The sequence below is a fragment of the Propionibacterium sp. oral taxon 192 str. F0372 genome, assembly GCF_000413315.1.
Lineage (GTDB): Bacteria > Actinomycetota > Actinomycetes > Propionibacteriales > Propionibacteriaceae > Brooklawnia.
The window spans coordinates 1,937,119-1,963,282 of sequence record NZ_KE340297.1; the positions used below are offsets into that span (position 1 = coordinate 1,937,119).

Here is a 26,164-nt window from a genome sequence, read left to right on the forward strand (position 1 = left end):
CTCCGTCGAGACGTGTCCTGGCATCGAGTGTGACCAGTGCGGTCTCCGCCGGGCTCGTCGCAGTGGTGGCCCTCGGACTAGCCCGCTGGCTGGGCCCGGCGGAGTTCGGCACCTATACCGTTGTGTCGACGGTGGCCGTTGCGGGCAGCGGATTGCTCACCTGGAATGTAGGCATGGCTGTGATGCACCGATTGCCCACCGCCGATCCGGTGCAGGCCACCCGGCTCATGGGGACCGCACTATCCGTCGTGCTCACCACGATCGGGGTCGTGAGTATCGCCATGATTGGAATCGGCAAACTCCTGTACGTGGCTTGGGGAATTCCTACAGAGATCACTTGGCATGCCTTCGCCCTCGCCGTCGCCCAGAGCATCAATGCCCTAGGGGACTGTTCGCTGAGGGGAAGACGCCGGTTCGCCACCTCGGCGGCGGTGCGCCTGGCAGCCGCGATCGGATATGCGCTGATTGCCATGGTCATGCTGCTACGTGGAGTGCGGCACTGCCTACCATTCGTCGATGCCTTCGCCGTCGTGACCGTCGTTGCCGGGGCGACGGCATGTCTGATTGCCGGTGCCCGGCCCCATGGCTGGGTCAGGTCATCGGTTCATGAACTGTATGGCCACGGCATGCCGGTGACCTTGACATCACTGCTGCTCAGCGTCCTGTTCACCGTCGATTCGATGATGCTCATGCACTATGCGGGCCCCGCGGCGGTGGGGGTGTACTCGGTCTACAACGGGATGCCCAGGAGGCTGGCCGGGATTCTCATGAACGATGGTGTGGGGCTAGCATTATTGCCGCGGTTGGCGGTTACCGATACCCGCACGGCCCTGCAATGGGTGCGTGATTACACCCCGTTGCTGCTGGGGGCAGGAACCCTGGGGTTCGCTGTGGTATGCGCGCCTTTGTGTCTGCTGGTTGGTGATCAATACGGGTTCTCGGTCGTGGCCATGGTGGTCAGTGGTGCCGGAATTGCGATGCATTGTCTGATGATCCTGCTGGGGTTCGTGCTCACCATGGACGGAAGCCATGGATCAAGAAGCCATCTCGCAGCGGTGTCACTCGGCTTCCCAGTGGGGATCGTGTGCCTGTGGGTGATCATTCGATCTGCCACACCGATGGCCGGGCTGTGGGCGTTCGCGGCCGCAAGCGCGGTGATCAGTTCTGCGATCGCTCTCATCGCGGGATGGAACCAAGATCGTGGAGGGGTCACGAAAGGAGCCCGGAGATGAGAATCGCAGTACTCATCACCCAGTACCCACCGAATGTGACGGCGGGCTTGGGTAGATACGCTCAGGTGTTGTTCCCACTGCTCGCTCGTACTGAGGAAATGAGCGTTCACACGTTGAACACGGGACGATTGCAGATATGGGAACGCCGCGACGGGCTGGAGGTACATCGCCCCATTTCTTGGGTGCTGCGGCTGGCTACTCGCAAGCACTCGATCAACCGGGAGACACGGTCGGGTTTCTTCGCCTTCGCTCTGGGGGTGATTGAGACCAACCTGCGGCATCTGCCCGCGTTGTGGGTTGCCAAACGCCGAGGGCAAATCGACTTGGTGTGTGCCCATGACTCGACAAATTTCATCGCGATGGCTTTCGTCGAGCACGTGCTGCGGATTCCGTTGGTCTTTCACGTCCACACCACCGAGTTCGGGCTGGCCCCGGTTCGTTCCATCAGCGATCCCCTGAGCCTGTTCCCCAGGATAGAAAAACACTTGGCCCGGCGCTCCCGGCTGGTCGTGGCCCCCACCCCGGAGACCGCTCAGGTGCTGCGTGACAATGGTTGGGGGGATACAGATCATGTGCGTCACGTGGTGCACGGCAGCGGCTACGTGGGCCAGGAGCGCCAAGTCGATGTGCAGCGTTGCCATAGGCTGCGTACCAAACTTGGGATCGACCCCGGCGCGCCACTGCTCGTCTTCGTCGGGCGACTCCACAAGCAGAAGGGAATCCTTCCGTTGATCCGGGCGTTGCGTGTGGTGGCCGATCGGGTTCCGGATGTCCGGTTGGTCGTGGTGGGGGAGGGCAACCAGGATGCGGTCCGGGGACTCGTCAGCGACTTGGGGCTGGGAGACCATGTGATTCTCACCGGCTTCGTCGACCAGGAACGGTTAGCCGATCACTACGCCATGGCCGATCTATGCGTCTTTCCTTCTCTCTACGAGCCCTTCGGGTTGGTGGCGGTGGAGGCGATGGCTTTGGCTCGTCCCTGCGTGTTGGGCAGCGGGTTCTCCGAAGTCTTCTTCCGTACCCCCGAGCAGGGTACCCCGACAGCGATCCGGGTTGACGAGAGCAATCCGGAGAGCTTCGGGGATACCCTGATCGCTTGGCTTCAGGACGCCGAAGGGACTCGTCGTGTCGGAGAAGCCGGGCGTGACTGGGCGCGCGAACAGTTCTCCTGGCAACGGGCCTGCGCGCAGACTCTGGAACTCTACCGAGAAGTGCTCGGCTGACCGGCAGTACTGGGCCGGTTAGGCACCGGGAAGCTGTCGGAAGGCCCGGCGGTAGGGAGCCGGAACGTAGTCGATGCCGACCCGGAGTTCGACGGCAGCATGCAGCGCAAAAGCCGGATCACGCAACGCCTGACGACCGACCAAGACGACATCGGCTGCGCCGCTGGCGATGATCTGCTCTGTCTGGAAGGCATTGACGATCATGCCGACCGCGGCCACCGGAACGCCAGTTCGTTCTCGCACAGTCGAGGCCAACCGAACCTGGTAACCGGGACCGATCGGGATCTCGGCGGGAACATTGCCTGCCGAGGAGATATCCGCCAAGTCAACACCACGCTCGGCGCACCAGCCCGTCACGGTGGTGGCTTCGTCGATATCGAAACCGCCATCCACCCATTCGGTTCCAGACAAGCGAACGAGCACCGGCATCTGCTCCGGTACCACTTTGCGGACCGCATCCACCACCCGCAGCAGTAGCCGTGCCCGATTTCCCAGGGATCCGCCGTAGGAATCGGTGCGTTGGTTCGATAGCGGGGAGCAGAACTCGTGCAGCAGATAGCCGTGGGCCGAGTGAATCTCGACGAAATCGAAACCGGCCTCTACCGCGCGAACTGCGGCGGCGGCGAAGGCCGCCACAACGGCATCGATACCTGCCCCGTCAATCTCGGTTGGGGCTTTCAAACCCGCTGCGGCGATTGATGACGGGGCAACGGTCGCCCACCCGCCATTTTCCTCGTCCAGGGAGGTTCCGGGAGTGCCGAAACCCCACTCGGGGGCGACAGAACCCTTGCGCCCGGCGTGGGCCAACTGGATACCAGCCGTAGCTTTGTGGGCATGGATTCGATCCACCACCTTTGTCAGCCCGGCCACCTGCTCATCGCTCCATAACCCCAGGCAGCAGGGTGAAATCCGTCCCTCGGGGACCACTGCGGTGGCCTCTACGATGAGGGCGCCGAAGCCACCTCGGGCCAATGCACCATAGTGCTCGATGTGCCAGTCAGTGACTTTTCCGTCACGCCCGGTGGCGGAGTACTGACACATCGGGGGAACCCAGATGCGGTTGCGCACGGTTATTCCGCGCAGGGTGATCGGTTCGAAGGTTGTCTTGGTCATGGATTCCTCGCTCTCATCGGATGCTCTTCTCTGGAGTTCGTGGGCACATGCGGCTCATGCGAGTTCCGTCGGAACCGGCAAGCGGCGGGTGAGCCGCGGCAACCAACGCACCCAGCAGAGCTGATTCGCACGCTCGCCGACGGACGCAAAAGGGCCATGGAGGAACTGCGGCTTGCCAGCCCACGGTCTCGTCATCTGACAAAACTACGTGTGCTCGGGCCGGGATAGGAAGCCGGAGGTCAGTGCGGCCGAGTTGCCATCGCTCCCTAGTGCGCGTGGGTACCGCCCGTAGATCCAGTCACGCATGGTTTCATAAGCGATCGCTCCCTAGTGCGCGTGGATACCGCGTGAGTTAGGTGGGTACCAGAGCCGTGGTGCTGCCGAGCTATCGCAGTGGGTATCAACGCAAACACTTAGACATGTTAGGTAAGGCTAAGCTAAAGTGTGTGATGCTCGTGGCGTAGGCGTGATGACGAAGTAGTCGCTGCACCTCGTCGGTCTACGAATCATGGAAGGAGAGCACATGCCTGACCCCGGCATGATCGTCCCAGCGGGTGAGGTGGCGCTGAGCGTGCGCGATCTCTGCAAAACTTTCGGCAGAGGAACAAAGGCTAAACAAGTGCTGATGGGTCTGAGCTTCGATGTTCACCCTGCGCAAGTTGTTTCACTGCTGGGGGCCAATGGTGCGGGCAAGACCACCTTAGTGAATATCGCCTCCACGCTGATGCTGCCTACCGCAGGGACGGTTACCGTCTGTGGGGCGGACGTCGTGACCCGACCGCGTCAAGTACGTCAGTGCATATCCCTCACCGGTCAGTTTGCTGCTGTTGATGGAGAACTGACCGGTAAAGAGAACTTGATCTTCTTTGCACGGCTCAACGGGCTCAGCCGGGCCGCTGCTGCCAAACGCGCCGATGAACTGTTGGAGAGGTTCCGACTTGCCGATGCCGCGGGACAGCGCGCAGCCAAGTACTCCGGTGGTATGAGGCGGCGGTTGGACATAGCGGCTTCGCTGATCGTGGAACCGCAGTTGTTGTTTCTCGATGAACCCACCACGGGTCTCGACCCATTGTCGCGCCGGGAACTGTGGGAGATGGTCGACGAACTGCGGGGCCAAGGCGTTGCGATCTTGCTCACGACCCAGTACTTGGACGAAGCAGAGCGGTTGTCTGACGACATCGTCTTGTTGCGTGAGGGACGAAAGGTCTCTCAAGGATCACCGGCACAGTTGCGGCAACGCTTCGGGGCGTCTATCTGCAAAATCGGTCTTGACGAGGCGACGCTTGCCCAGAAGGTCGCCACCAGTGTGCTTCCCGGTGTGCTTGGGCGAGCACAAGATGACTTCACTGTTGATGCTCTAGAAGTTACTTTTACCGCGCTAAACGGTGCTGAAGACCTCATTGCGGCTAACCGTGCGATCATCGCTTCGGGCATTGAGATCACATCTACCTCGCTTACCCCGCCCTCGTTGGACGATGTGTTCTTGGGAACGGCTTTCGTGTCCGGTACCGAACCGGTCGAGGGGGTGTGACGGTGGTTACCGTGATCACCGACCCGGTGAGCGGCCGGAGACCATCAAATGTGCGGGCCCTCGTAGGCGCTGTGTGGCGCAACAATCTGCGCCTGCGGCGCAACAGCGCATCTTTGGTGTCAGCTTTGGTAATCCCTGGGATGTCGATGCTCTCCTTCTGGGTTGTGTTCGGACACGCGGCGAGTTCGGCTGGGTTCGATTATGCCTTGTTCCTGATGGCAGCCGCGATGTTCCAAGGTGTCATGTTCGCTGCGGGTGGCTCGGCGATGGCGCTGGCCGTGGATGTTGAGAACGGGCTGATTGCCCGCATGCGAGCCATGCCCATCCGGGCTCTGGTGGCGGTGGGCGGGCGAATGATCACCGATCTGCTGCGATCCTTGTTGTCGCTGACAGCAATCGTTGCCATAGGCCTGGGTTGCGGGGCGAAGCCGGACAGTATCGGTGGGTTATTGATGGCATGCCTGGTGGCATTGCTGATGGGAGAGGTCTTGGTACTCGTCTTCTGTGGGCTCTCGTTGAGATCGGCTCATCCCGTCCAAGTGGCCAGCCTCATCCAAGGGATCGAATTGCCGCTGTTGATGATGTCCACCGCATTCATCCCCTTGGCGGCTCTGCCTGATTGGTTGGAGCCATTCATCAAGCACATGCCGTTCTCAGTGATGATCGATACGAACCGTGCTTTCCTCAACGGTCTCACCCCGGGTAATGAGGGCTGGGAGGCATTGGGTTGGCTGGTGTTCGGGTTGGTGGCCGGGAGCTGGTGGGTATCGAGAACCTTCAGGAGGCAGGCATGAGAAATCGGGAAGACCTGCGCATTGGTTGGCTAAGTGCCGTTGGGGTACATGCCGGGCGTCTGTTGAAGCGATGGAGTCGTTCGCCGGCAGAGGTCATGTCCACTTTGGCGATGCCGATTTTGATGATGGTCATCATCAAGGTGATGTTCTCAGGCATGGTAGAGCAGTTCAGCGGCGTTTCAATGGACATGACTGCGGTGTGCGTGATGATCGCGGTTTCTCAGGCCTTCACGGCAGGGCTCATGGGGGCAGGAAATATCGTCCAGGAACGCCATGAAGGACTCCCTGACAGGCTGACAACGTTACCGGGAAACCAATCCACCAGCATGGTGGGAAGAATTCTTGCGGAGTCCTTGACGTCATTTGTTTCGATGGCCGTCGCAGTAGTCACCGGGCTAGTTTATGGCGCGGATTTCCGTACGTTCACCGGCCTGATCGGTACTCTCGTAGTCCTTGCCGTGGTGTCTGTGGCCGCCGGAGCTGTTGGCGTCATGCTTGGGTTCGTGGTTGACACTCCTCAGGGCGCGATGAGTTTTGCGCCTCTGGTTATGGCGGCCATGTTCTTCAATACAGCAATGATGCCGCGTGACATGTATGCAGAAATACTGCGGCCTGTTGTCGACTTGTCTCCACTAACGTCGGTGACCTCCCTGACCGATGCGCTGATCAACAGCCGGTTGAGTACTTCTGACATCGTCTTGTTCGTGGTGTGGTTCGGAGGATTGATTTTGCTCAGTCTGATGGTTTTAGGTCGCAAAGCACTTAAGGTGTCCAAGTAGTCGTCCTCGCAACTGTACGGGATTGCTAATGTCGCATTTCGAATTCGTGTCCAAACGACGAAGCATGATCGCAACTGGAGTGGCAGCCACAGTCATCCCGCGTGCTTGGACAGGCAAGGAAGTGGCCAAAAGTATTGAGGAGGTGATGAATGCGTCCATTAAAGGGGCAGAAGAAGCCCCGGAAATAATTGTTGGAGCGATTCCCTTCGATGTCCGTCGCCCAGGGCTCTTGTATCGTCCAGCACATGTCGTCGTGGAGCAAGTGTCGCCTCAGAATCTCGTTGATTTTTCGACTAACCAGCTGGATATCTCAGAGCAGTGGCCAAATCCTGATAATTATTGCGAAATGGTAAATCAGGCCATTCAAGAAATCATTTCTGGCACTATGGAAAAGGTGGTCCTTGGGCGATGCTTGAATGTGGAAGTTTCTCCGGCGCCAAGTCCTGGGAAACTTTTCGCGCATCTGAGGAAAGAAAATCCTGACGCCTATGTCTTTCGCCTTGATTTTGACGGAAAAATGGGCGGTTTTTTTGAGGAACCTGGTGTCCTTCTTGGAGCCAGTCCTGAACTCGTGCTTTCGTGCAGCGATTTTCGTGTGTGCACCTTTCCGCTCGCCGGAACGACTCCGAGAAGCAGCGATCCGGTGCGTGATGCTGAAGCTGCTCGGGCCCTGCTTCTTTCATATAAGGATCTGATTGAGCACGCACATGTTTCCCGAACTGTGATAGAAGTATTTCGTCGGCATACGGATGAAGTTCAATTTCCATCAGAGCCGCAACTTGTTGCTACTCCTGTTGTGTGGCACTTGGGTACCCTAATCGAGGGCGTGCTGCGCGAAGGATATTCCCCCATGGAGTTACTCTACGAGCTTCATCCAACTCCTGCAGTGTGTGGGTGGCCCAGTGATCCAGCGCGCGATTTTATCACGCGGCACGAAAATTTCGACAGAGGGCTTTTTTCAGGTTTGATCGGTTGGATGGATTCCAGCGGCGACTGTGAGTGGGCGCTGGTCTTGCGTGCTGGTGTGTTGCGTGCAGATCATGTAATTGTTTTTGCCGGGGCAGGGATTATATCTGTATCTGATCCGGTGTTAGAGCTTAGTGAGACCGCAACAAAGATGATGACTTTCATCAGGGCTCTCGGGGAACTGGTTAATCCCCTTACAGCCGACCTTCATACTTCCGGAAACCCAGCGGCCGATGCCAGTGGTTGACCCACCCGATTGACAAGGATAAATTATGGACACGCGTGAACAGATAGAAGAAAAGATTCGTACTGGTCAGCCCTTCCGGGTTGTTGATGATCTGTCGCTCTATGAGGAGATGATGGCGGCTGCAGAGAAGTGTCATGCAATGAATAAGCTACGGCCCACCCAGTACGACGAGAAACGTGAAGCCCTGCGTGACCTGCTGGGCTCCATGGGTGAGCGAATGATGGTTTTTCTCCCCTTCCGCGTTCAGTATGGCACCAATATCACTGTTGGCGACGATGTGACTTTCAATCATTCAGTCACCATCCTCGACATGTCTCCGGTAACTATCGGAAACAATGTGATGATCGGACCGAACTGTTCTTTGTTCGCTGGGAACCATGCCTTGGATCCCGACGAGCGCAGGAACATGTTCTGTACTGGTGGAGCCGTCACCATCGAACAAGACGTGTGGATCGGTGGCCATTGTGTGGTCACCGCCGGTGTGACCATCGGGCATGGAGCCGTCATTGGGGCCGGCAGCGTTGTCACCAAGGACGTTCCTCCAATGGTCTTCGCTGCAGGCAACCCTTGTCGGGTGGTTCGTGGAATCGGCCCCGCAGATCGCTTGCTGGATGAACCGTACATTCCGGAACCTCCTATGTGGTCTGATGAACATCAGTGAATGTGAAGGTTCTTTGTGAGCATGAAGATTCTTGCTGTTGTGATGGGCTCGCATGGTGATTTGCTTCCGTTTATCCATCTTGGCAAGGTACTTGTTGACCGTGGCCATGAGATGGTGATTGCCGGTTTCGAGGAATTTACTAGGTCAGTCCAGGAACAAGGCATCGGATATGTTGTCCTTCCCGGTGACTGCCAAGAGATGATGCGCCGCCTGCTGGGGGACAGTGGTGGGGCCTTGGATGCTGTGCGAGGCATACGACAGTTGCTCAGCGACCCGGCCATTTTCGATGCACTGGAGCCGGCCATGGATGGGGTCGATGTTGCTTTGTACAATCAGTTTGGTGAGGTCATACGCTTGTTGGGTGCCTCGCGGGCTATACCCACTGTGCGTGTTCAGGTCTATCCGACTGAACCATGCCGCTCATACAGCTTGGTGAATCCTCGTCGCCTTGATGGCACTGTGCTTGCAGTTATCGTGCATCACCTATCCAACCTCATGATGCATTGGGCGATGCTGCCGGTGATGAAGTCTTGGCGTCATCGCCTCAGACTGGGATACGGGGCATCAGATAGTGGTGCACCACAAACCATTTATCAGTTCAGTCCCTTTCTTAACCCGCCGGATCCTGCCTGGGGCCCGCACATCCATGTCACTGGTGAGTGGCTTGATCCAAACCCGGTGGCTCATTCTTTTGATGAAAAGATCGAAGATTTCCTGCTGTGCGGTGAGGCACCGATATTGGTCAGTTTCGGAAGTGTCGCCTCGGAACGTATGAAAAACCTTTGGTCCTGGATCCGGGAAATACTGGTTGATCGAGGCCTGCGGGCGATCATCGTCGATCCAGACCATCGTCCAGGGGTGGTTGATGGGTTGCCCACCGTCGGCCGGATTCCTTTTGCAGCAGTGCTGCCAAGATGCCGCGCGGTGCTGTGTCACGGATCGCTGGGTACAACGGGTGCAGCTTTGCGTGCCGGACTCCCTTGCTTAGTGGTGGCTTTTGGCGGAGACCAACAATTCCATGCGCAGGCAGTGCATAGAAATGGTGCCGGTCCAGATTACATTGATGCTCAACGAGGAGAACTGACCCGTGAAGTGCTGGCTGAGCGTATCGATGAACTGCTCAGGGGAACTTATGATCCGGCTGCTCGGGACCTTGCCGCAAAACTGGCTGCGGAGCCAGGTCTCGACGCTGCTGTTGAATTAATTGAAAAGCTGATGGCCACCGGGTGTTAGGTCCATTATTTGCCATGACTAAGGAGTATTAATGAATGACATCGCTTTTCGAATTAGCCATTTGCAGATTCGGGTTCGCGATATCGCTACTGCGGTGGAAGATCTTCGCTATGAGGGCTTTGATGTAGATTGGAGAACCGATGCGCCAAATGCTTTCATATGGTTTGATGAAGGGCCCTTCCTGGAACTGTTCACCACCATGGACCGGCTGCGTTTCATTACCCCGGTGATGGGTTTACTGTTCGGTCGTCCGATGGGACGTCGTTTTGCAGCTTGGGTAGATGCTCCGGATGGACTCTGTGACATCGTCATAATCCCCCGCGACGAGAAACTGGCTCATCCTGACCAGCTTGGTCGGTGCCGGGCAGTGGTGGAGGCCATTCCCGGAGTGCGAGGAACCCGGGTGATGCAGTCATCGCGCGCCAGCACAATTGATGGATCCCGGATCCGTTTCTCTTTTATGGCCCTCGATCCACTGGCCCTGCCGCTAGTCGCATCAGCCTACGATATTCCTCAGAATCCAGGCAACTGTGCCCACCCCAATGGGGCACGTGGTGTGGATTGGGTGGCCCGTGAGTTCACCGATACCGAATGGATGCAGGTCACTGCTTTGCTGGGGGAAGCCCCAGAACGGCTGAGGCGTTCAGGATTTCTACCTGCAGCTGATTTCTCTTTGATCGGCCTCGATCACCAAGTTGTCACCTGTGGGGTGACCATCGCACCCGGCGAATTTCAAGAAACTATCCGGCAGAATTGAGAACAGCGATGTCAGACCATATACGTCATTCTTTGCGCCGCCTCCGGGATCAAGGGATTCATGTTTTTGTCGACGAGGGTCGGTTGCGCTTCCGAGCTTCCGGTCAGCCAATGAGCGAAAGTCAGAAGGCGTTTCTTGTTGCTCATCGTGACGAGATCATCGATGTGCTCACCAGTGCGCCGGAGGACCAGCAGATACTTCCTCTCACCGAGATCCAATCTGCCTATCTATTAGGACGAGACGAGGCTCATCTCTACGGTTCGGTCGGTTGTCATGTCTATTTTGAGCTGGAATACCCTGAACTGGATTCCAGAAAGGTGTGCCGGATATGGAATCAACTGGTGGCTCGTCACGAGATGTTGCGTACTGTAATTCGCTCCGATGCTATGATGGAAATTCTACCGTCGGCGCCTGGTCAAGTGCGAGTGCCGACACACGTCGACACTGACCGGCATGGGAAGGTGGTACGTGAAATCCGTGACAGGCTGCGTGGGCATAAGTATCCGGTGGATTCTTGGCCTTTTTTCACTGTTGAACTCACTTCTACGCCACAAATGTGGGTGATGCATCTTGATTTCGATTTCATGATTGCCGACTGGGCTAGTATCTGGTTGTTGCTCGAGGAATTTTCCACCCTGATCCATGGGGGTGCCCTACCCGAGGTGAAACTCACTTTCTCCCAGTACCTCGAATTAGAAAGCAAAATGAAGGAGGGCACTGACTATGATCGGGATCGCCGGTTTTGGATGGATCGGCTAGACACCTTACCGGGGGCTCCGAAGCTTCCAGTGCTGAGTATTGAACAGGACCAGCGGTGCTTCGATCGCTTGGAATGTCAGATTGATGCTGTCAGTTGGGCGTGCCTTCAGGAATCCTGCCGCGCGCAACAAACAACTCCGACCGCATTGTTGGCCACCATCTACGGAATGGTGCTGGCCAAATGGAGCCAAGAAAATCACTTCTGTATTAACCTTACTTTGCTCAACAGAATGCCACTTCACCCGGAGGTGCAACGAGTGGTGGGGGACTTCACCTCTGTTTCCCTGCTGGAACTTGATTTCGTCGGAACCGAGAACTTGGTGAACCAAGTACGTAGGACGCAGCGGCGGATGATGCGGGATCTGGATCACCGTCGCTTCTCAGGGGTGGAGGTCATCCGAGAGATGGCCCGCCGTCGGGGTCGTGTCGATGCCCTGTTGCCTTTCGTTTTCACTTCTTCCATTGGGGTGGTATCGCCCGGAGCGTCGACGTCTGTCGGCGCCTACGGACGCAGTGAGACTCCTCAGGTCTTCATCGACTGCCAAGTGATGGATTCGGATCAGGGACTGCGGATCAACTGGGACTACCGGCTGGGCATATTGCCCGACCGGTTGGTTGACGACATGTTTGCGACAATGAGTGCTACCGTTCAAGCCCTGTGCGATGATCCGGACTGGAACCATCCGTTGAAGCTCGACCTGCCTGCCTGGCAGCGCGCAGCCCGAGAAGCAGCAAATGACACTAGCGCCGACATTCCGGCTCGTACTTTGCTCGCCGACTGGTGCGAAAAACTGCCACTGTTCGCCGAATGTCCGGCAGTGATCGTGGACCAAACCGTCTGGACGCATGCCGAACTGATGAGTGCGGCCCGGCGCTATGGGGCACTGCTGAATGCCAGAGGCCTGGAACCGGGAGAGATCATCGCGGTTTGTGGGTCGAAGAGCCCCGAACTGGTGGCAGCGATCTGTGGAATCCTGCTGGCTGGTGGGGCCTACATGCCCTTGGACCCAGACCAACCACTCACCCGTTTGCGCGGAATACTGGAACGTTCTGGGGCCCATATCCTGATTGCTGATGACTCAGTGGCAGGGATGACAGATTGGCAGGGTGAGACGCTGGCTCTCGATCCGGCCAGCGGAGTTGATCCCGGTGATGACTGGACTTTGCCCGAGGTCGATCCCACCCAGCTCGCCTATGTGATTCATACCTCCGGATCCACCGGCGTTCCCAAGGGGGTGATGATCACTCATGATGCCGCGTGGAACACCATCGCTGATGTCGTTGATCGCTGGAACATGAACGCCGAATCACGAGTTCTGGCTTTGTCCCGGTTCAGCTTCGACTTGTCGGTATTTGACATTTTTGGCATGCTGTCCTGCGGCGGAGCCTTGGTGTTGCCTACTCCCGGGGCCTGGCTGGATCCTGCTGATTGGGCCGCATTGATCCGGACGCATCGGGTGAGTGTGTGGAATTCCGTACCCGCGATGGCTGAGTTGTTGATCAGGCATATGGAGAATCACCCCAAAAATCGCTTGGATTCGCTACGTATCGTGCTGCTGTCAGGGGACTGGATTCCGGTGAGCCTACCGTCTCGCTTGGGTGCGCATGCCCCGAATGCCACTGTCGTTGGGCTGGGCGGGGCGACCGAGGCCTCTATCTGGTCTAACTACCACATATGTCTTCCCGAGGATGCAGAAAAGGTCTCCATTCCGTACGGATATCCGTTGTCGAACCAAGGATTTGCAGTGCTTGGCCGTGATGGGGATGACGCACCGGTGTGGGTGGATGGAGACCTGATCATCACTGGGCGCGGTTTGGCCTGTGGTCTGCTGGGAGATCCCGAACTTACTGCCGAACGTTTCCCGGCCCATGACGGTGTCCGCTGCTATTGGACCGGTGACCGAGGCCGTTATCTACCCAATGGCGAGATCGAGTTCCTCGGTCGTCTTGATGACCAAGTGAAAGTGCATGGTTTCCGTATTGAACTGGCTGAGGTTGAAACTGCCATGGTCTCCATGGTTGAGGTTGGTTCGGCGGCGGCAGCCATCCGCCGCCATGGCGAGGAAGTACACCTGCTGGCGGCAGTTGTCCCCGCTCCTGGTGTTGAGTCGCTGCATGGGGATACTGTTCGCGATCATCTAGCGGGCTTGCTGCCCTCTTATATGGTGCCCAGTCAGGTTCAAGTGGTTGAGATCCTCCCACTCACCGCCAACCAGAAGGTCGACCGCGACCTGATTGCCAGCTGGTTTGTGCCCGATGAGACCGGGGAATCAGTTCAGGCAATCATCGTTGATGACCCATTGGGAACACGGGTCGTGGAGATCGTCTCGGAGTGCCTTTCGCAGGTCGGAATCGGTGAGCAAGTCAGCTACTACGATCTGGGGGCCGATTCCTTGGTGCTCGCCCAACTGGCCGGTCGACTTCGGGATCTGCTTGATGCGGAGTCTCCCGGCCATCGAGGTAGCTTCGATGTTATCCTGCGTGGTCTGCTTGATGAGCCCACCCTGAGTGCCACCATTGCGATGGTGCGTGTCTTGGCTGACAACGCTCACACCACGGAAGCCGAGGTTGCCCCGGAGAACGACGGCGGTATCGGGAAGATGAGTCTGCTCGGGGGCACCCCATCTGATGTGGTGCGTTTAGTGCCGCATGCGGGGCTGGGAACGATGAATGCTTTTCGGTTGCTGAATGCAGAACTTGTCGGCCAAGACCTGGGGCAGGTCAAAGTGTTCACCATCTCCGATATGGAAGCCTATTGCGCTTTGGACCCTGCCGAGCTCGTGGTCCGGCTGGGACGGGAGTATGCCCAACGTGTCATTGACGCAGGGCACACCAAGGTCCAGTTGATTGGGTACTGCATGGGCGGTTTCATCGCACTGGAGATCGCACGTTCTCTGATGGAGAAGGGGATCGATGTGGTGGATCTCACCCTCATTGATAGTACTCCACTAACCCATCGCATCGAGGACTCCATCATCATGGAGGCCATCTTCCTGCCGAATTTTTACATCACGCTCGGTCAGGTATACCCGCACATTGATGAGCAAGCGGTGATGGATGAGGTGATGAACTGGTTCAACGAGTGCGGCGGGCAGCTGAGTGCGGCTGATGTACGCGCGCGGCTCGATGCTCCCATCACCGAGGTATCCCGTCAGCTGGCAGAGCTTGATGCCCTGGGGGTGGAGCAGCGATTCGCCGATTACACCGCAGCCATCTCTGCGTACACCGACCAACAAATTCCTGCTGAAATGCTTGCGGGGTACTACTCGATATACGTACACAGTTTTTTGGCTTCAGCAATTTCGCCAGAGCCTTACTTTGGCAAGGTGACGTATCTGCAAGCCAGTGAAGGAATGTCTTTTATGCTCGCCGATCCGGGGGAGATTATTGATTTCTGGAGGCAGGTTTTTGTCGCGGGTATGGAGATTGAGCAGATACCGGGAAACCACATCACTTGCGTCGAGATGGCTGACAACGCCAAGGTTTGTGCCGCACGTCTGGGGCGGTTGCTTGTCGAGGCATTGGAAGGGGAACAGCGATGACCTACGCGTCGCAGGCGGTGCTGGTTCTGGGGGCCACCGGAGCGGTGGGATGCGGTGTTGTCGACTTCTTGACGCGTGACAACTCCTTAGAAGTGGTCGCTGCTTCTCGTGACCCTGCGAGAGCCGTCGCATTACAGCAAGCCTACGGTTGCGCGACCACTGTGGTGGACATCATCCAGTCGGCTCACTTGGCTGAGGTCATGGCTGAATACCGCTGGGTGGTGCAGGCAGCGGGACCAGCCCACCTGATCGCCGACCGGGTACGGTCCCTGGCCAGGACTCACCAAGTGGTTGTTGACGTCTCCGGTCCACCCGGAGAACTCAATGGGTCATCAGCGGACGGCTGCTATTTGTGGTCGGGCGGGGTGTACCCGGGCCTCACCGAGATATGGGCAGACCATGTGATCCGCAGTCATCTGGACACCTGCTGGCGCGTTGAAACGCATCTGGCGGGCAATGCTGGGTTCACTGCCACCGGCAACTTGGATGTGCTCATCAGCCTCGATGATTCGAGGAACCATGCGATGGCCACTCTTGCAGGCAATCAAATGGTGTCGGCTGGACCGCGTACCGTGAATCTGCCGCATCCTGCGGGGATGCGCAAGGCGATGCCGGTGGTCCATCCAGGACTACGTGTTCTGGCTCGGATGCATGACCTCACCGAGGCCGCATACCACAATACGTTTGCCACTGCTGAGGCTCTGCATCGCTTCATGAACCTGCGTTCCCGGGTGGCTGATGGCCAGCATCTGGAAGTCCTGGCCCGGGAGATGTCTGAAGAAGATCCCCCGACCGTTGACGATGGATGGTGCATGGTTTTTTCCTCGGCGCATGGCATAAAATCCGGTTCCCCGGTCAGAGTGGATGGTGCCATCCTGCTGCCGACCGATTGGAACCGGGCCTCGGGGTGGGTGTCTGGTGCCGCCCTGGCCTGTTTGCTCAGCGACCCCGCCATCGCAGTTCAGGCTGACACCGTCGTCGAAGCCGTTCCGAGTTCCCAGATTATTGCTGCCCTCAGCACCTGCGGGGTCCGTCACCGCATCACCGTTAAGGACCTGGCATGAGTATCATCCGACCAGCCACCACCGGTCGTTCCGATATTTCCCGGATCGCTGCTGAGGTTTCGGCTCATGTTGCTTCCGGTATCTTTCTGGATGCCACTTTGCTCGATCTGCTCGATGTCCAAGTGCGGGAGCGGGGCAATGTCGAGGCGGTTCTTGATGCCCGCGAATCGTTGACCTTCGCTGAACTGCGTCGCGAAATCGACACCACTGCTGCTCACCTCATAGGGGCAGGGATAATGTCAGGGCAGTTGGTACTGGTCCAGATGCCCAACAGTGCTGACTACCTCAAGGTTCTTTTCGGCTGCATGGTGATTGGAGCGGTTCCGGTCCTCATGTTGATCTCGCATCGTCATCGGGAGTTGCTTCACGTTGCCCGCATCACCGGGGCCACTGCGATTATCACGGTTGATGAGCACTTGGGTGTCGATCATGCAGCGATGGCTTGCCGGGTGGCTGAGGAATTGGCGGTCCAGGTGCTGGTTGTTGGTGATCGTGTGCCTGCTGGCGCTCGGGCACTGTATGCCACCACACCGGGGGACTTGGGCGCCGTGGCCGGGCCCACAGTCGGCGACACGGCTTTGTGCCTGCTGTCTGGGGGAACCACCTCAAAGCCCAAGGTGATACCCAGATTGCACGGAGCATATGCCTGTGTGGCTTTGGCCAGCGCGCGGCGCTGTCAAGTCACCCCGGATGATACCTATCTCGCGGTACTGTCCACCAGCCATGACTACCCGTTGAGTTCTCCCGGCGTGCTGGGTGTATTGCTGAACGGGGGGAGAGTAATCATGTCTGTCACTGCAAGCTTTGATGAAGTGGCCAACTGGCTTGAGACAGAAGAAGTCACTTTAGTCCAAGCTGTCCCCGCTGTCGCCGCTGCGTGGGCGCAGGCCGCTGAGCAGGCTCCTGCTGATCTGCGTGCTGAGTGGCACATTCCTACTTTAGTGCTTGGGGCCGCCAAGGTGGGTACCGAGTTGGCGTCTCGTTTGGTGAAGATCTTCGGCTGTCGAATTATCCAGGGCTACGGGCTGGGCGAAGGGATCACGTGCTTCACCAGTCCCGATGATCCTGATGAGATTGCTTGGAATACCCAAGGCACCCCGGTGTCCGATCAGGATGAGGTTCGCATCCTTGATCCACAGGGCAATGTCTTGGGGCCCGGGGAGGTCGGTGAGCTGGTGGAGAAAGGGCCCTACACCTTCCATGGGTACATGGGAGCTCCCGAACTCAACGCCGCTTGCTTCGACAACGAGGGTTTCTTCCATACGGGGGACCAGGCAATGATCCGCCATGATGGGAGGGTCGTCATTACTGGGCGGGTGCATGAGCAGATTAACCGAGCGGGGGAGAATGTCATCCCATCCGAGGTGGAGTCCTTGGTGGCTGCTCATCCGGATGTCAACGAAGTTGCGGTTTTCGGAATCCCTGACTCCGAGATGGGGGAAGCCACCTGCGCGGTGGTCACCGTTTTCCCAGGACGCGAACAACCCACCCGGGCGACCATGGCCGCTTTCCTGCATGCCAGTGGAGTAGGAGCGTACAAGGTTCCGGATCGCCTGGTTGTGGTACGGGCCATGCCTCGCAAGAACATCGGAAAGATCGACAAATTGATTCTGCGCAGCCAGATACTCGGTGGTGCTGAAGCCGCGGGTCCATCGACAGGCATCGAGAAGAAGGACAATCATGAGTGAGCCCCACGCTCTCGGTATCGACTTGGCAAGCATCGTCACCGGGATGATTGGTGCCACGGTCGGGGAAACGGACAATCTGGTCGAGATGGGCATTAGCTCCCTACAGGTGATGACCTTGGTGGGAATGCTGCGAAGTGCCGGTTACGATGCCAGCTTCGCCAAGTTCATGTCGAACCCCACGTTGGAATCCTGGCGGCAGGTGGTCGAAAAGATTCCGCGCACCAGGATCCGTCGTCGTCGCCGCGTCGATGTAGACCCGCACCTGCCCTTCGATCTCACCGAGGTGCAGCGGGCCTATTGGGTGGGCAGGCGACCGGGGCAGTACTTGGGACAGGTTGGCTGTCACGGTTACTTGGAAGTAGACGGTCATAACGTCGATCCGGAGCAACTGGACAGGGCTTGGGCTGAGCTCCAGCGGGTTCACCCAATGTTGAGGGCTCGCTTCACTGATGACGGGCGTCAGCAGATTGCTGAGCAACCGGGCAATGAGCCATTGATTGTTCATGACCTCCGTGACTTAGGCCCTGATCAGGTTGCTGCCCACCTCGGTAAATTGCGCTCAGCCACCTCTCACCGGCTACTCGATGTGGCTGCTGGCCAGGTGGCTGGACTTCAACTGAGCCTGCTGCCGGGCGGGGCTACTCGATTGCATTTCGACATTGATCTGCTCATCTGCGATGTGACCAGTTACCAGATCCTCCTACGTGATCTTGCTATTCTGTATACCGGTGTTGGAGAAGTGGCAGCCCCGTCCGACTGGAATGTGGCGGCTTGCCTAGAATCGTTGCGAGTGGCGAACCAGCAGCGGTTCTCGTCCTGCGAACAGTACTGGGCCGAACGCTTGGACAGCTTCACCGGGGCACCTGCCATCCCACTGGCTGTTGATCCGCAAACCATCACGGATCCACGTTTCGTGCGCCGTCAACACCGTATCCCAGCTCCGATCTGGAATGAATTCGTCAACCGGGCGGCTGCAGCCCGACTTACCCCGGCAGCCGCTCTGCTGACCCTCTACGGAAAGGTCGTGGAACGCTGGGGATCGGGCAGCGGATTCACCATGAATGTTCCTCTGTTCAACAGAGCGGGAGTTGGACCAGCACTTGCTGATGTGGTCGCAGACTTTACCTCTTTGGTGATGGTCCAGATTACCCCAGACGCCACCACCGGGCTCGCAGAGGAGGTGCGGAGGGTGCAGTGCGCTTTGCACGAAGCGATCAGTCATGATGCCTACTCTGGTGTGGACGTACAGCGCTCCTGGTTGCGTAAACATCCTGGTCAGCGAACCATGGCGCCAGTGGTCTTTTCCTGCAATATCGGTGTGGAACTGTTCTCGCCGCTGTTCACTGAGGCCTTTGGGCAGATGGGGTTCATGGTTTCCCAGACACCACAGGTGTGGCTCGATTTTCAGTTGTTCACGGTGGATGGTGAGCTGTTGCTCATCTGGGATGCTGTCGAGCAACTCTTCCACCCCGAAGTGCTGGACGCTATGTTCACCGCCTTCGTTGAGTCCGTCACCGCTGCCTGCGCCCCAGATTTCTCCTGGTCCCAACCTTTGGAAATCGTCATTGATGAGATGCTGCAGGTACGGGCTGCCTTGTGTTCACCGCCGATGTCGCTGAGCTGTGAGACCATTCACGAACCTGTCTTCGCGCAAGCCTTGCGCTGTCCCGAGGCGTCGGCCCTGATCGATGGACGCAGTGGTGAGACGACCACTCGTGCTGAGCTTGCTGATGCTGCTTTGCGTGTGGCTGCATACCTGCATGCTTCCGGGGTCGGACCAGGGCAATTGGTGGCGGTGGAACTTTCTCGAGGGGTCTCCCAAGTGATTGGTGCTCTGGGGGTACTGGGGGCTGGGGCCACTTATGTGCCGATTCGTACTGACCAGCCGCTGGCCCGCAAGCAGCGAATGTACCGGAGTGGTGGAATCACTCACGTACTCACTGACCAGGACCCCGAAACCGTTAGTCCGGAAATCATGGTTCATCGTATGGACACCGCTTTGGACTGTGAACCTCTGACGAGTCCGGTCCCGGTCAGCGGTGACGAATTGGCCTATGTGATCTTCACCTCTGGATCAACTGGGGAGCCCAAGGGTGTGGAGATAAGCCATCGGGCCTGTCGCAACACCTTGGAGGCTGTCGTCTGTCACAACCAGATCACCGAGGATGACCGGGTTCTCATGGTGTCCAGCTTCGATTTCGATCTTTCGGTGTTCGACATCTTCGGCATGCTTGGGGCCGGTGCCTCGGCAGTGTGCCTGCACCCCGACGACTGGCGTGACGCAGAAGTATGGGTGAAGATGTGTGTCGTTCACCGGGTGAGTGTGTGGAATTCGGTGCCTGCTCTGCTCAAGATGCTTCTCATCAACGCTCAGGTTTCGGGTCAGAGAATTGATGACCTGCGAGTTGTTCTGCTTTCCGGGGACTGGATTGGGCTGGACCTTCCCGGGTTGTTGGACGAGGTAAGTCGGCAAGGACACATCATCGCCATGGGCGGGGCCACCGAGGCCGCCATCTGGTCCAACGAAATCGATGTTCCGGTTCCCGTACCGCAGGCATGGATTTCCATTCCCTACGGAGTGCCGCTGCCCGGCCAGAGTTACCGGGTAGTCGATGAACTGGGTCGTGACTGCCCCGACCGAGTGACCGGTGAGCTGTGGATAGGCGGGGCTGGAGTGGCTCGTGGTTACTGCGGGGATTCCCGGAAGAATGCTGAATGCTTTGTTACCCATGCTGGTCAGCGCTGGTACCGCACCGGTGACTACGGACGATTCTGGCCTGATGGCATCTTGGAGTTTTTGGGCCGTAGGGATCAGCAGGTCAAGGTACGTGGCCATCGCATCGAGCTGGAGGAGGTCGAGACTGCAGTTGCAGGGTTAGAACACGTCGCCGACTGCGCGGTGGTCACCACCTGCATTGAGGATGTCGTTGCGCTGTCGGCCTTCGTAGTTCCATCCAAGAAGCCTGAACCGTTGTTCAAGGCTCGCGCCTCGGCAAATCTCGAAGGATTCACCGGTCTGATCCTCGACCTGGAGAATCATCAACAGGCCAGGGAGACCGAACTGTGTACGCAGGACCATGTCCTGCGTGCCGGATTGTCGAGTATCCTGGCTGCCAGGGAAGCTGAAGGGCGCGAATCGCCGGTTCCTAGCAGTTGGCAGGCAAGGCTCCTGGATGCTTGGCGGAGCCATTTGGTCAGTCCCCAGGAGCCAGGGGTTCCGGATAAGGCGCGTCTGATGGAGCTGGAGGAATTCTGTCGGCCGTGGGTTGACGAGGCATCCGAGCTGCTGGACGGCACCCTCACCGCATTGGATTTCCGTCTTCGTCATCCACAGGCTCGTCCCGAGTTGCTTGCTGCTGCACAACCTTTCGTTGCCGAACGCAACCAGTGGATCGTCCAGGTGGTTTCGCAGTGGCAAGAACAGAACGAGACAGGACGGGTGCTGCTGTGCGGGATTCGTGATACGCATCTGGTTGAAAAACTTCTACTGATGTTCGAAGGAACTGAGCACGAGGTCATCATCGCCGACGAGGATCCGGAGCTATTGGAGCAGTGGACCGAGGCCGGATACCAGACCCGTGGCTGGGCTTGGGTGGATCGCCATGGATTCGATCGCCTCGGAGGCTACGACTTGGTGATATGCGTGGATTCTTGTCATCGGAGCCCCGATGTTGTCTCGGCGCTTGCCCAGATCTACGCGGCGTTGCGCGGTGGTGGGTGGCTTGTGTGTGGGGAGACCACAGTGAACCTACCGATCCAGATGCTGCTCATTGATCTGCTTGATGGTCCCAATGCAGTCACCGACTGCCGGGCCGGCAAAGGAAGATTGATGGACATAACGGAATGGATCCGGCTGGCGGCCGAGGTGGGTTTTGTGGACACGCGTAACGCCCCAGGCGCGCAACTGGGCCAGGGGCTGTTCGTGGCACGACGCCCCGGTCTCATGTGGAGCGTTGACCTGGAGGTCTGGGAGAAAGAATTGGGCAAAATCCTGCCCGAGTACATGGTGCCCAGGTTGGTGACTGTCCTCGATGAATTGCCGGTGACGGCTAATGGGAAGATTGATCGCGGGTTGTTGAGTCAACTGAGCATCGGGACTGAAACCAGCGCCCAAGCTCCGGACGGGGTCATCGAAAAACGTTTGGCTGCGCTGTGGGCTGAACTGCTGGGGAGGACCAAGATCTCGCGCACTGACAATTTCCTGGAATTGGGAGGCGACTCGCTGAGCGCCACCGTCATGGCCGTACGGGTGAACAAGGAGTTCGGTTGCCACATTGGTCTGGACACCATCTTTTCCGCCCCATGCCTTCATGAATTGGCGTCAGCAGTGGTCGAGAGCAGCGATCTCGCAGGGGTGGACCGGCTCGGAGAACTACCCCAGGCTGTCTCCGACTTCAGCAAACGCCATGAACCTTTCGGACTCACCGAAATTCAGCAAGCTTATTGGCTGGGCCGCACCGGGCTGTACGCTTTTGGTGGAGTATCCACCCACTGCTACTTTGAGATGGCCGCTCCGTGTTTGGACATTGAACGGGCTGAGAGAGCTTGGAACCAATTGGTGCGGACGCACGATATGCTGCGGGCCGTGCTCAGCAGTGATGGCAGTAGCCAGTGTGTCTTGGAGCAAGTACCCGACTACCGCTTCCGTACCGTGACCGGAGAACCGGATGCGCGGGAAATCCTGAGAAATGAACTTTCTGCGGCCCAAGTCGATCTGACCAGCTGGCCGCTGTTTGCAATCGGAGTCTCCGGGGCTGGCGACGACCGGGTGCTGCATCTCAGTTTCGACAACACAACTCTTGATGGGTTCAGTATTTTTACTCTTTTCGCGCAGTGGCGCAACCTCTACGACGATCCTTCCAGCGAAATTCCACTAGCCGAAATAACGTTCCGTGACTACGTGCAAGCCGTGGAGATGATTCAAGGATCATCAGTCCATCGGGCTGACCTCGATTATTGGATGCAGCGAGTTGTCAGCCTGCCACCTGCTCCTGCACTACCAATCAACTCGGGAGCGACCACCAGTCGGTTTCGTCGTCGTGAGGCCCGTCTCGCAGCTGATCGCTGGGCTCGGCTGCGTGCTCTGGCGGCCCAGCACCAGATTTCGCCATCGGCGGTGCTCATGGGAGCCTATGCCGAAGTGCTGAGCAGGTGGAGCGAATCCAAACGGTTCACCATCAACCTCACCCGGTTCAACAAACTCCCCCTGCATCCGCAGGTGGAACACCTTGTGGGTGATTTCACCTCTTTGACTCTGCTCGGCCTCGACTGGCGCGGGAAGAATTTTGGTTCTCGTTGCGCGGACCTTCAGGCCAGACTCTGGCAGGACTTGGCTCATCCCACCGTCAGTGGGGTCACTGTACTGCGTGAGTGGACCAGACTTCATCCCGAACTCGGGAATCAACCCGGCATGCCGGTGGTGTTCACTTCGGGGCTGGGCTTGAGTGGAGCACGCCCGAGCAATGAGACTTTCTTCGGCCCCATTCTGCGTGGAAACTCCCAGACTCCACAGGTATGGCTGGATGAACAGGTCAGCGAACAGGATGGGGAATTACTGGTGTCCTGGGACATCGCTGACGAGGTCATTGAACCAGCGATTGCCGACGCCATGTTCGATGCAATGCTCCAAGTGTTGGAACACCTTGCTGACGAGGACGATGCTTTTGACCGTTCCGCCACCACCTTGGTGCCGCTTGTCTGCTCGCAGCAGCGGATCGAAGCGAATCACACCGGGGTCCAGCGGACGCCTTCTGACCTGCTCAGCCCGTTGTGGAAATGGGTGGACGAGGATCCCGATGCGGCTTTGGTGATCAGTGATGAGCGCACCTTGAGCCGTGCTGAGACGGAATCATTGGCCCAGGATCTGGCAGCCCGGTTGCGGGCCACCGGGGTCAGGGCAGGGGACATAGTCGTGGTCGCCATGCCTCGGAGTTGGCGTCAAGTGGTGGCCGTCAGCGGTGTGATGATGGCCGGGGCTGCTTACTTGCCCTTGGATCCGCGTGGCCCCACTGATCGAATCGCCAGAATCCTGGATCGTTCCCGGGCGGTGGCGATGGTCACCGATGACGAGGTTCAGGAGATTATCAACGTTCATCGTCTGCCAACGATCAGCGTTGATGATCTGATCGGTTACGCTCCCGGCAGATGGCAGCGCATCGCTCCTGACCCCAGGACGCGTGCGTATGTGATTTTCACTTCCGGATCAACCGGGGAGCCCAAAGGTGTGGTGATGACCCACGATGCTGTCGCAAACACCATTGAGGCGGTGAACCGGACGTTGGACATCGGGCCAGAGGATAGGACACTCATGTTGTCCAATCTCAGTTTTGATCTGTCGGTCTATGACATCTTTGGGATGTTCCACGCAGGCGGTGCCGTGGTGATGGGGACTGAAGCCGACCACCGGAACCCTGAAGCCTGGATCGATCTGGTGGCACGTCACCGGGTGAGTGTGTGGAATTCGGTACCGATGTTCATGTCGATGATGGCTCTTCATCTCGACTCCCACCCCGGTGAGTTCCCCGGTATCCGCCGGGTTATGTTGTCAGGAGATTGGATTCCTCTCGATCTGCCAGCAGCGGTCCAACGATACTTCCCCAATGCGAAACTCATTAGCTTGGGCGGAGCGACCGAAGCAGCGATCTGGTCGAACAGCTTCCCGGTGACGGAAGTTGATCCCGGATGGCGGTCCATACCCTATGGAAAGCCCTTGGCTAATCAGATGTTCCGCATCCTTGACGAAGTGGGTGATGATGTCCCTGACATGGTGGCTGGAGATCTGTGCATTGCCGGAGCTGGGCTGGCAGATGGCTACCTCAACGACCCAACCAGTACCGACCTGTCCTTTGTCGTCGATCCGCGCACTGGGGAGCGGCTTTACCGCACTGGGGATAGGGCCCGGTACATGGGCGATGGCAATGTTGAATTCCTCGGTCGAGCAGACAGCCAGGTGAAGGTTGGCGGGCATCGCATTGAGCTGGGGGAGATTGAGGCTGCCCTGAGTGATCTTGACTGGGTGCGGAATGCAGTAGTCAGCACGATAGGGGGCCGCGAATCACGTCAGCTGGTGGCCCACTTGGTGCTGGAAAACGGCATGTCCGCAATTCCATCGAAGGAACGGCTGGTGATCAGCAAGGCTGAAGTGGTGGATGCTGACCAGAGGTTCTCCACTGCAGTCGAGGCCATGGCGCGCCGGGTACTGGCTGCGGACTGGCAGGTGCTCACCGGCCGGATGGTAGGTCCGGTTGATGATGTGGACCGGGCAATGCGTGAGGCCGGGATTCATCCCACGATGATCCACCTGGCTCGCAATCAACTGCGGCGCCTGGATGAGGAACCGGTCGCTGGGGGGGAGCCGGTCAACGATCCAATGGTTGAGATGCTGGAGGCCAAACTGGTTGCTGACAGGCCAACGCGTCTGGCGATGCTGAGGGGTCAACTCAATGCGGTCACCGTGTTGTCCAGCCCCGGGCAGGCATTCACTCCCGCCGAGCTTGGGGAATTCAGTGCAGCCCGGTTTGCATCAAGTACTGGAGTGCTGGTTGAGGCATGCGATGCGCTGCGCACTGAGGCTCACCATGTGATGGTGATTAATGGCAGATTGGGACTGGAACCCCGCTTGATCACAGAGAACCCCGGTGGCGTGCCGGTCATTGTCATCGACGAGTCTGCCTCAATGCTCGGGGCCGTAACCGAGCAATTCGGTACTCGAGTCAGCACCCGGGCGTGGGATTGGCGTACCACCCGGGCTCCGGCCGACTGGGAACCAGTTGAACTGGTTGTTGCTGACAACGCCTTGCACAGGGCTTCTGATGTGTCGGTGATGCTGAGGGGTTTGAGAGAGGTCATGGATGACGGCGCACATCTTGTGCTGAGGGAACAGACCCGGAACACCACCCTCATGTTGCTGACCACTGCACTGTTCGCTGGAGGTTATGGCGATCTGATCGATCAGCGGGCTGCCACTCATCTTCCGCTTCTTGGCGAGCAGGAATGGATCGATGCCTTGGACGCTGCAGGGTTTACTCAGATCACTTCCAGTGGCGTGGACGGGGCTGGGATGGTTGTCTTGTGTGCCCGGGTCACTGGTACTTCCCGGGTCAGCCCCGGCCGACTTGCAACCGAATTAGCGAAAACTCTCCCAAGTTACATGGTGCCCTCTGCGGTGATCTGCCACGACCAGTTTCCGCAGACCCCCAACGGCAAACTCGACCGGAAGCTGCTGGAACAGATGGGGGCGGATCTCATCGGCGGTGGCCGCGAGATCGTCGCTCCACGCACCGTCACTGAGCAGGCCATCGCTCCGGTTTGGGCTCGCGTGCTGAGGTTGAACGAGGACCAAGTGGGAGTACATGACAGTTTCTTCTCCTTGGGCGGAGACTCCTTGCGAGCCCTGCAACTGGTCGCAGGGCTCCAACCGGAGTTCGGCACCAAGGTGAGTTTGGAAATTCTCTTTGACCATCCAACACTCGCCGATCTTGCCGCTTGCTTGGATGATCCTGGTGAGGTCGCCGACCAATTCGTCGACGACTTCGAATTCGGGGAAATCTGATGATAACATCATACCAGCGATTCG

At 58.1% G+C, this 26,164-nt stretch carries 14 protein-coding genes; 13 read left to right on the plus strand and 1 reads right to left on the minus strand.

The window, feature by feature from the left end; translation table 11 throughout:
- The first annotated feature begins 29 nt into the window (after positions 1 to 29).
- Positions 30 to 1,232 (plus strand): lipopolysaccharide biosynthesis protein, encoded by a 1,203-nt coding sequence (locus HMPREF1531_RS13015; protein ID WP_051123365.1) that lies wholly within the window; start codon positions 30 to 32, stop codon positions 1,230 to 1,232.
- A complete protein-coding gene (locus HMPREF1531_RS09070; RefSeq protein WP_016669649.1) occupies positions 1,229 to 2,455 on the plus strand; it encodes a glycosyltransferase family 4 protein in 1,227 nt (408 codons plus the stop codon). The genes HMPREF1531_RS13015 and HMPREF1531_RS09070 overlap by 4 nt, the downstream gene beginning before the upstream one ends.
- Positions 2,456 to 2,473: 18 nt before the next feature.
- Here the strand turns inward: HMPREF1531_RS09070 and HMPREF1531_RS09075 are convergent, their stop codons facing one another.
- Positions 2,474 to 3,568: an NADH:flavin oxidoreductase/NADH oxidase gene (locus HMPREF1531_RS09075; RefSeq protein ID WP_016669650.1), complete on the minus strand. Its 1,095-nt coding sequence runs from the start codon at positions 3,566 to 3,568 to the stop codon at positions 2,474 to 2,476.
- Between the two features lie 523 nt (positions 3,569 to 4,091).
- On the opposite strand from HMPREF1531_RS09075, the gene HMPREF1531_RS09080 reads away from it, so the two are divergent.
- The 11 genes from HMPREF1531_RS09080 to HMPREF1531_RS09130 are packed head-to-tail and all read left to right on the plus strand — an operon-like array spanning position 4,092 to position 26,140.
- Complete coding sequence (locus HMPREF1531_RS09080) at positions 4,092 to 5,099, plus strand: ABC transporter ATP-binding protein (RefSeq protein WP_016669651.1); 1,008 nt, start codon at positions 4,092 to 4,094, stop codon at positions 5,097 to 5,099.
- Positions 5,100 to 5,101: 2 nt separating this feature from the next.
- On the plus strand, positions 5,102 to 5,893 hold the full coding sequence (locus HMPREF1531_RS09085) for an ABC transporter permease (RefSeq protein ID WP_016669652.1): 792 nt from the start codon (positions 5,102 to 5,104) through the stop codon (positions 5,891 to 5,893).
- The gene (locus tag HMPREF1531_RS09090; protein ID WP_016669653.1) at positions 5,890 to 6,672 is read left to right on the plus strand and encodes an ABC transporter permease; all 783 of its coding nucleotides are present in this window, start codon (positions 5,890 to 5,892) and stop codon (positions 6,670 to 6,672) included. The genes HMPREF1531_RS09085 and HMPREF1531_RS09090 overlap by 4 nt, the downstream gene beginning before the upstream one ends.
- A 28-nt stretch (positions 6,673 to 6,700) precedes the next feature.
- On the plus strand, positions 6,701 to 7,885 hold the full coding sequence (locus HMPREF1531_RS09095) for an isochorismate synthase (protein WP_016669654.1): 1,185 nt from the start codon (positions 6,701 to 6,703) through the stop codon (positions 7,883 to 7,885).
- 25 nt (positions 7,886 to 7,910) lie between these two features.
- On the plus strand, positions 7,911 to 8,546 hold the full coding sequence (locus HMPREF1531_RS09100; RefSeq protein WP_016669655.1) for a sugar O-acetyltransferase: 636 nt from the start codon (positions 7,911 to 7,913) through the stop codon (positions 8,544 to 8,546).
- 21 nt (positions 8,547 to 8,567) lie between these two features.
- Positions 8,568 to 9,779, plus strand: coding sequence for a glycosyltransferase (locus tag HMPREF1531_RS09105; RefSeq protein ID WP_016669656.1), 1,212 nt, complete (start codon positions 8,568 to 8,570; stop codon positions 9,777 to 9,779).
- 31 nt (positions 9,780 to 9,810) lie between these two features.
- A complete protein-coding gene (locus HMPREF1531_RS09110) occupies positions 9,811 to 10,536 on the plus strand; it encodes a VOC family protein (protein WP_016669657.1) in 726 nt (241 codons plus the stop codon).
- Positions 10,537 to 10,544: 8 nt separating this feature from the next.
- A complete protein-coding gene (locus HMPREF1531_RS13020; protein ID WP_016669658.1) occupies positions 10,545 to 14,837 on the plus strand; it encodes a non-ribosomal peptide synthetase in 4,293 nt (1,430 codons plus the stop codon).
- Positions 14,834 to 15,901, plus strand: coding sequence for an NAD(P)H-binding protein (locus HMPREF1531_RS09120; RefSeq protein WP_016669659.1), 1,068 nt, complete (start codon positions 14,834 to 14,836; stop codon positions 15,899 to 15,901). The genes HMPREF1531_RS13020 and HMPREF1531_RS09120 overlap by 4 nt, the downstream gene beginning before the upstream one ends.
- Positions 15,898 to 17,589, plus strand: a complete 1,692-nt coding sequence (locus tag HMPREF1531_RS09125) for an AMP-binding protein (RefSeq protein WP_016669660.1) — start codon at positions 15,898 to 15,900, stop codon at positions 17,587 to 17,589. The genes HMPREF1531_RS09120 and HMPREF1531_RS09125 overlap by 4 nt, the downstream gene beginning before the upstream one ends.
- Positions 17,582 to 26,140: a non-ribosomal peptide synthetase gene (locus HMPREF1531_RS09130; protein WP_016669661.1), complete on the plus strand. Its 8,559-nt coding sequence runs from the start codon at positions 17,582 to 17,584 to the stop codon at positions 26,138 to 26,140. Before HMPREF1531_RS09125 ends, HMPREF1531_RS09130 begins: the two co-directional genes overlap by 8 nt.
- Positions 26,141 to 26,164: the final 24 nt, after the last annotated feature.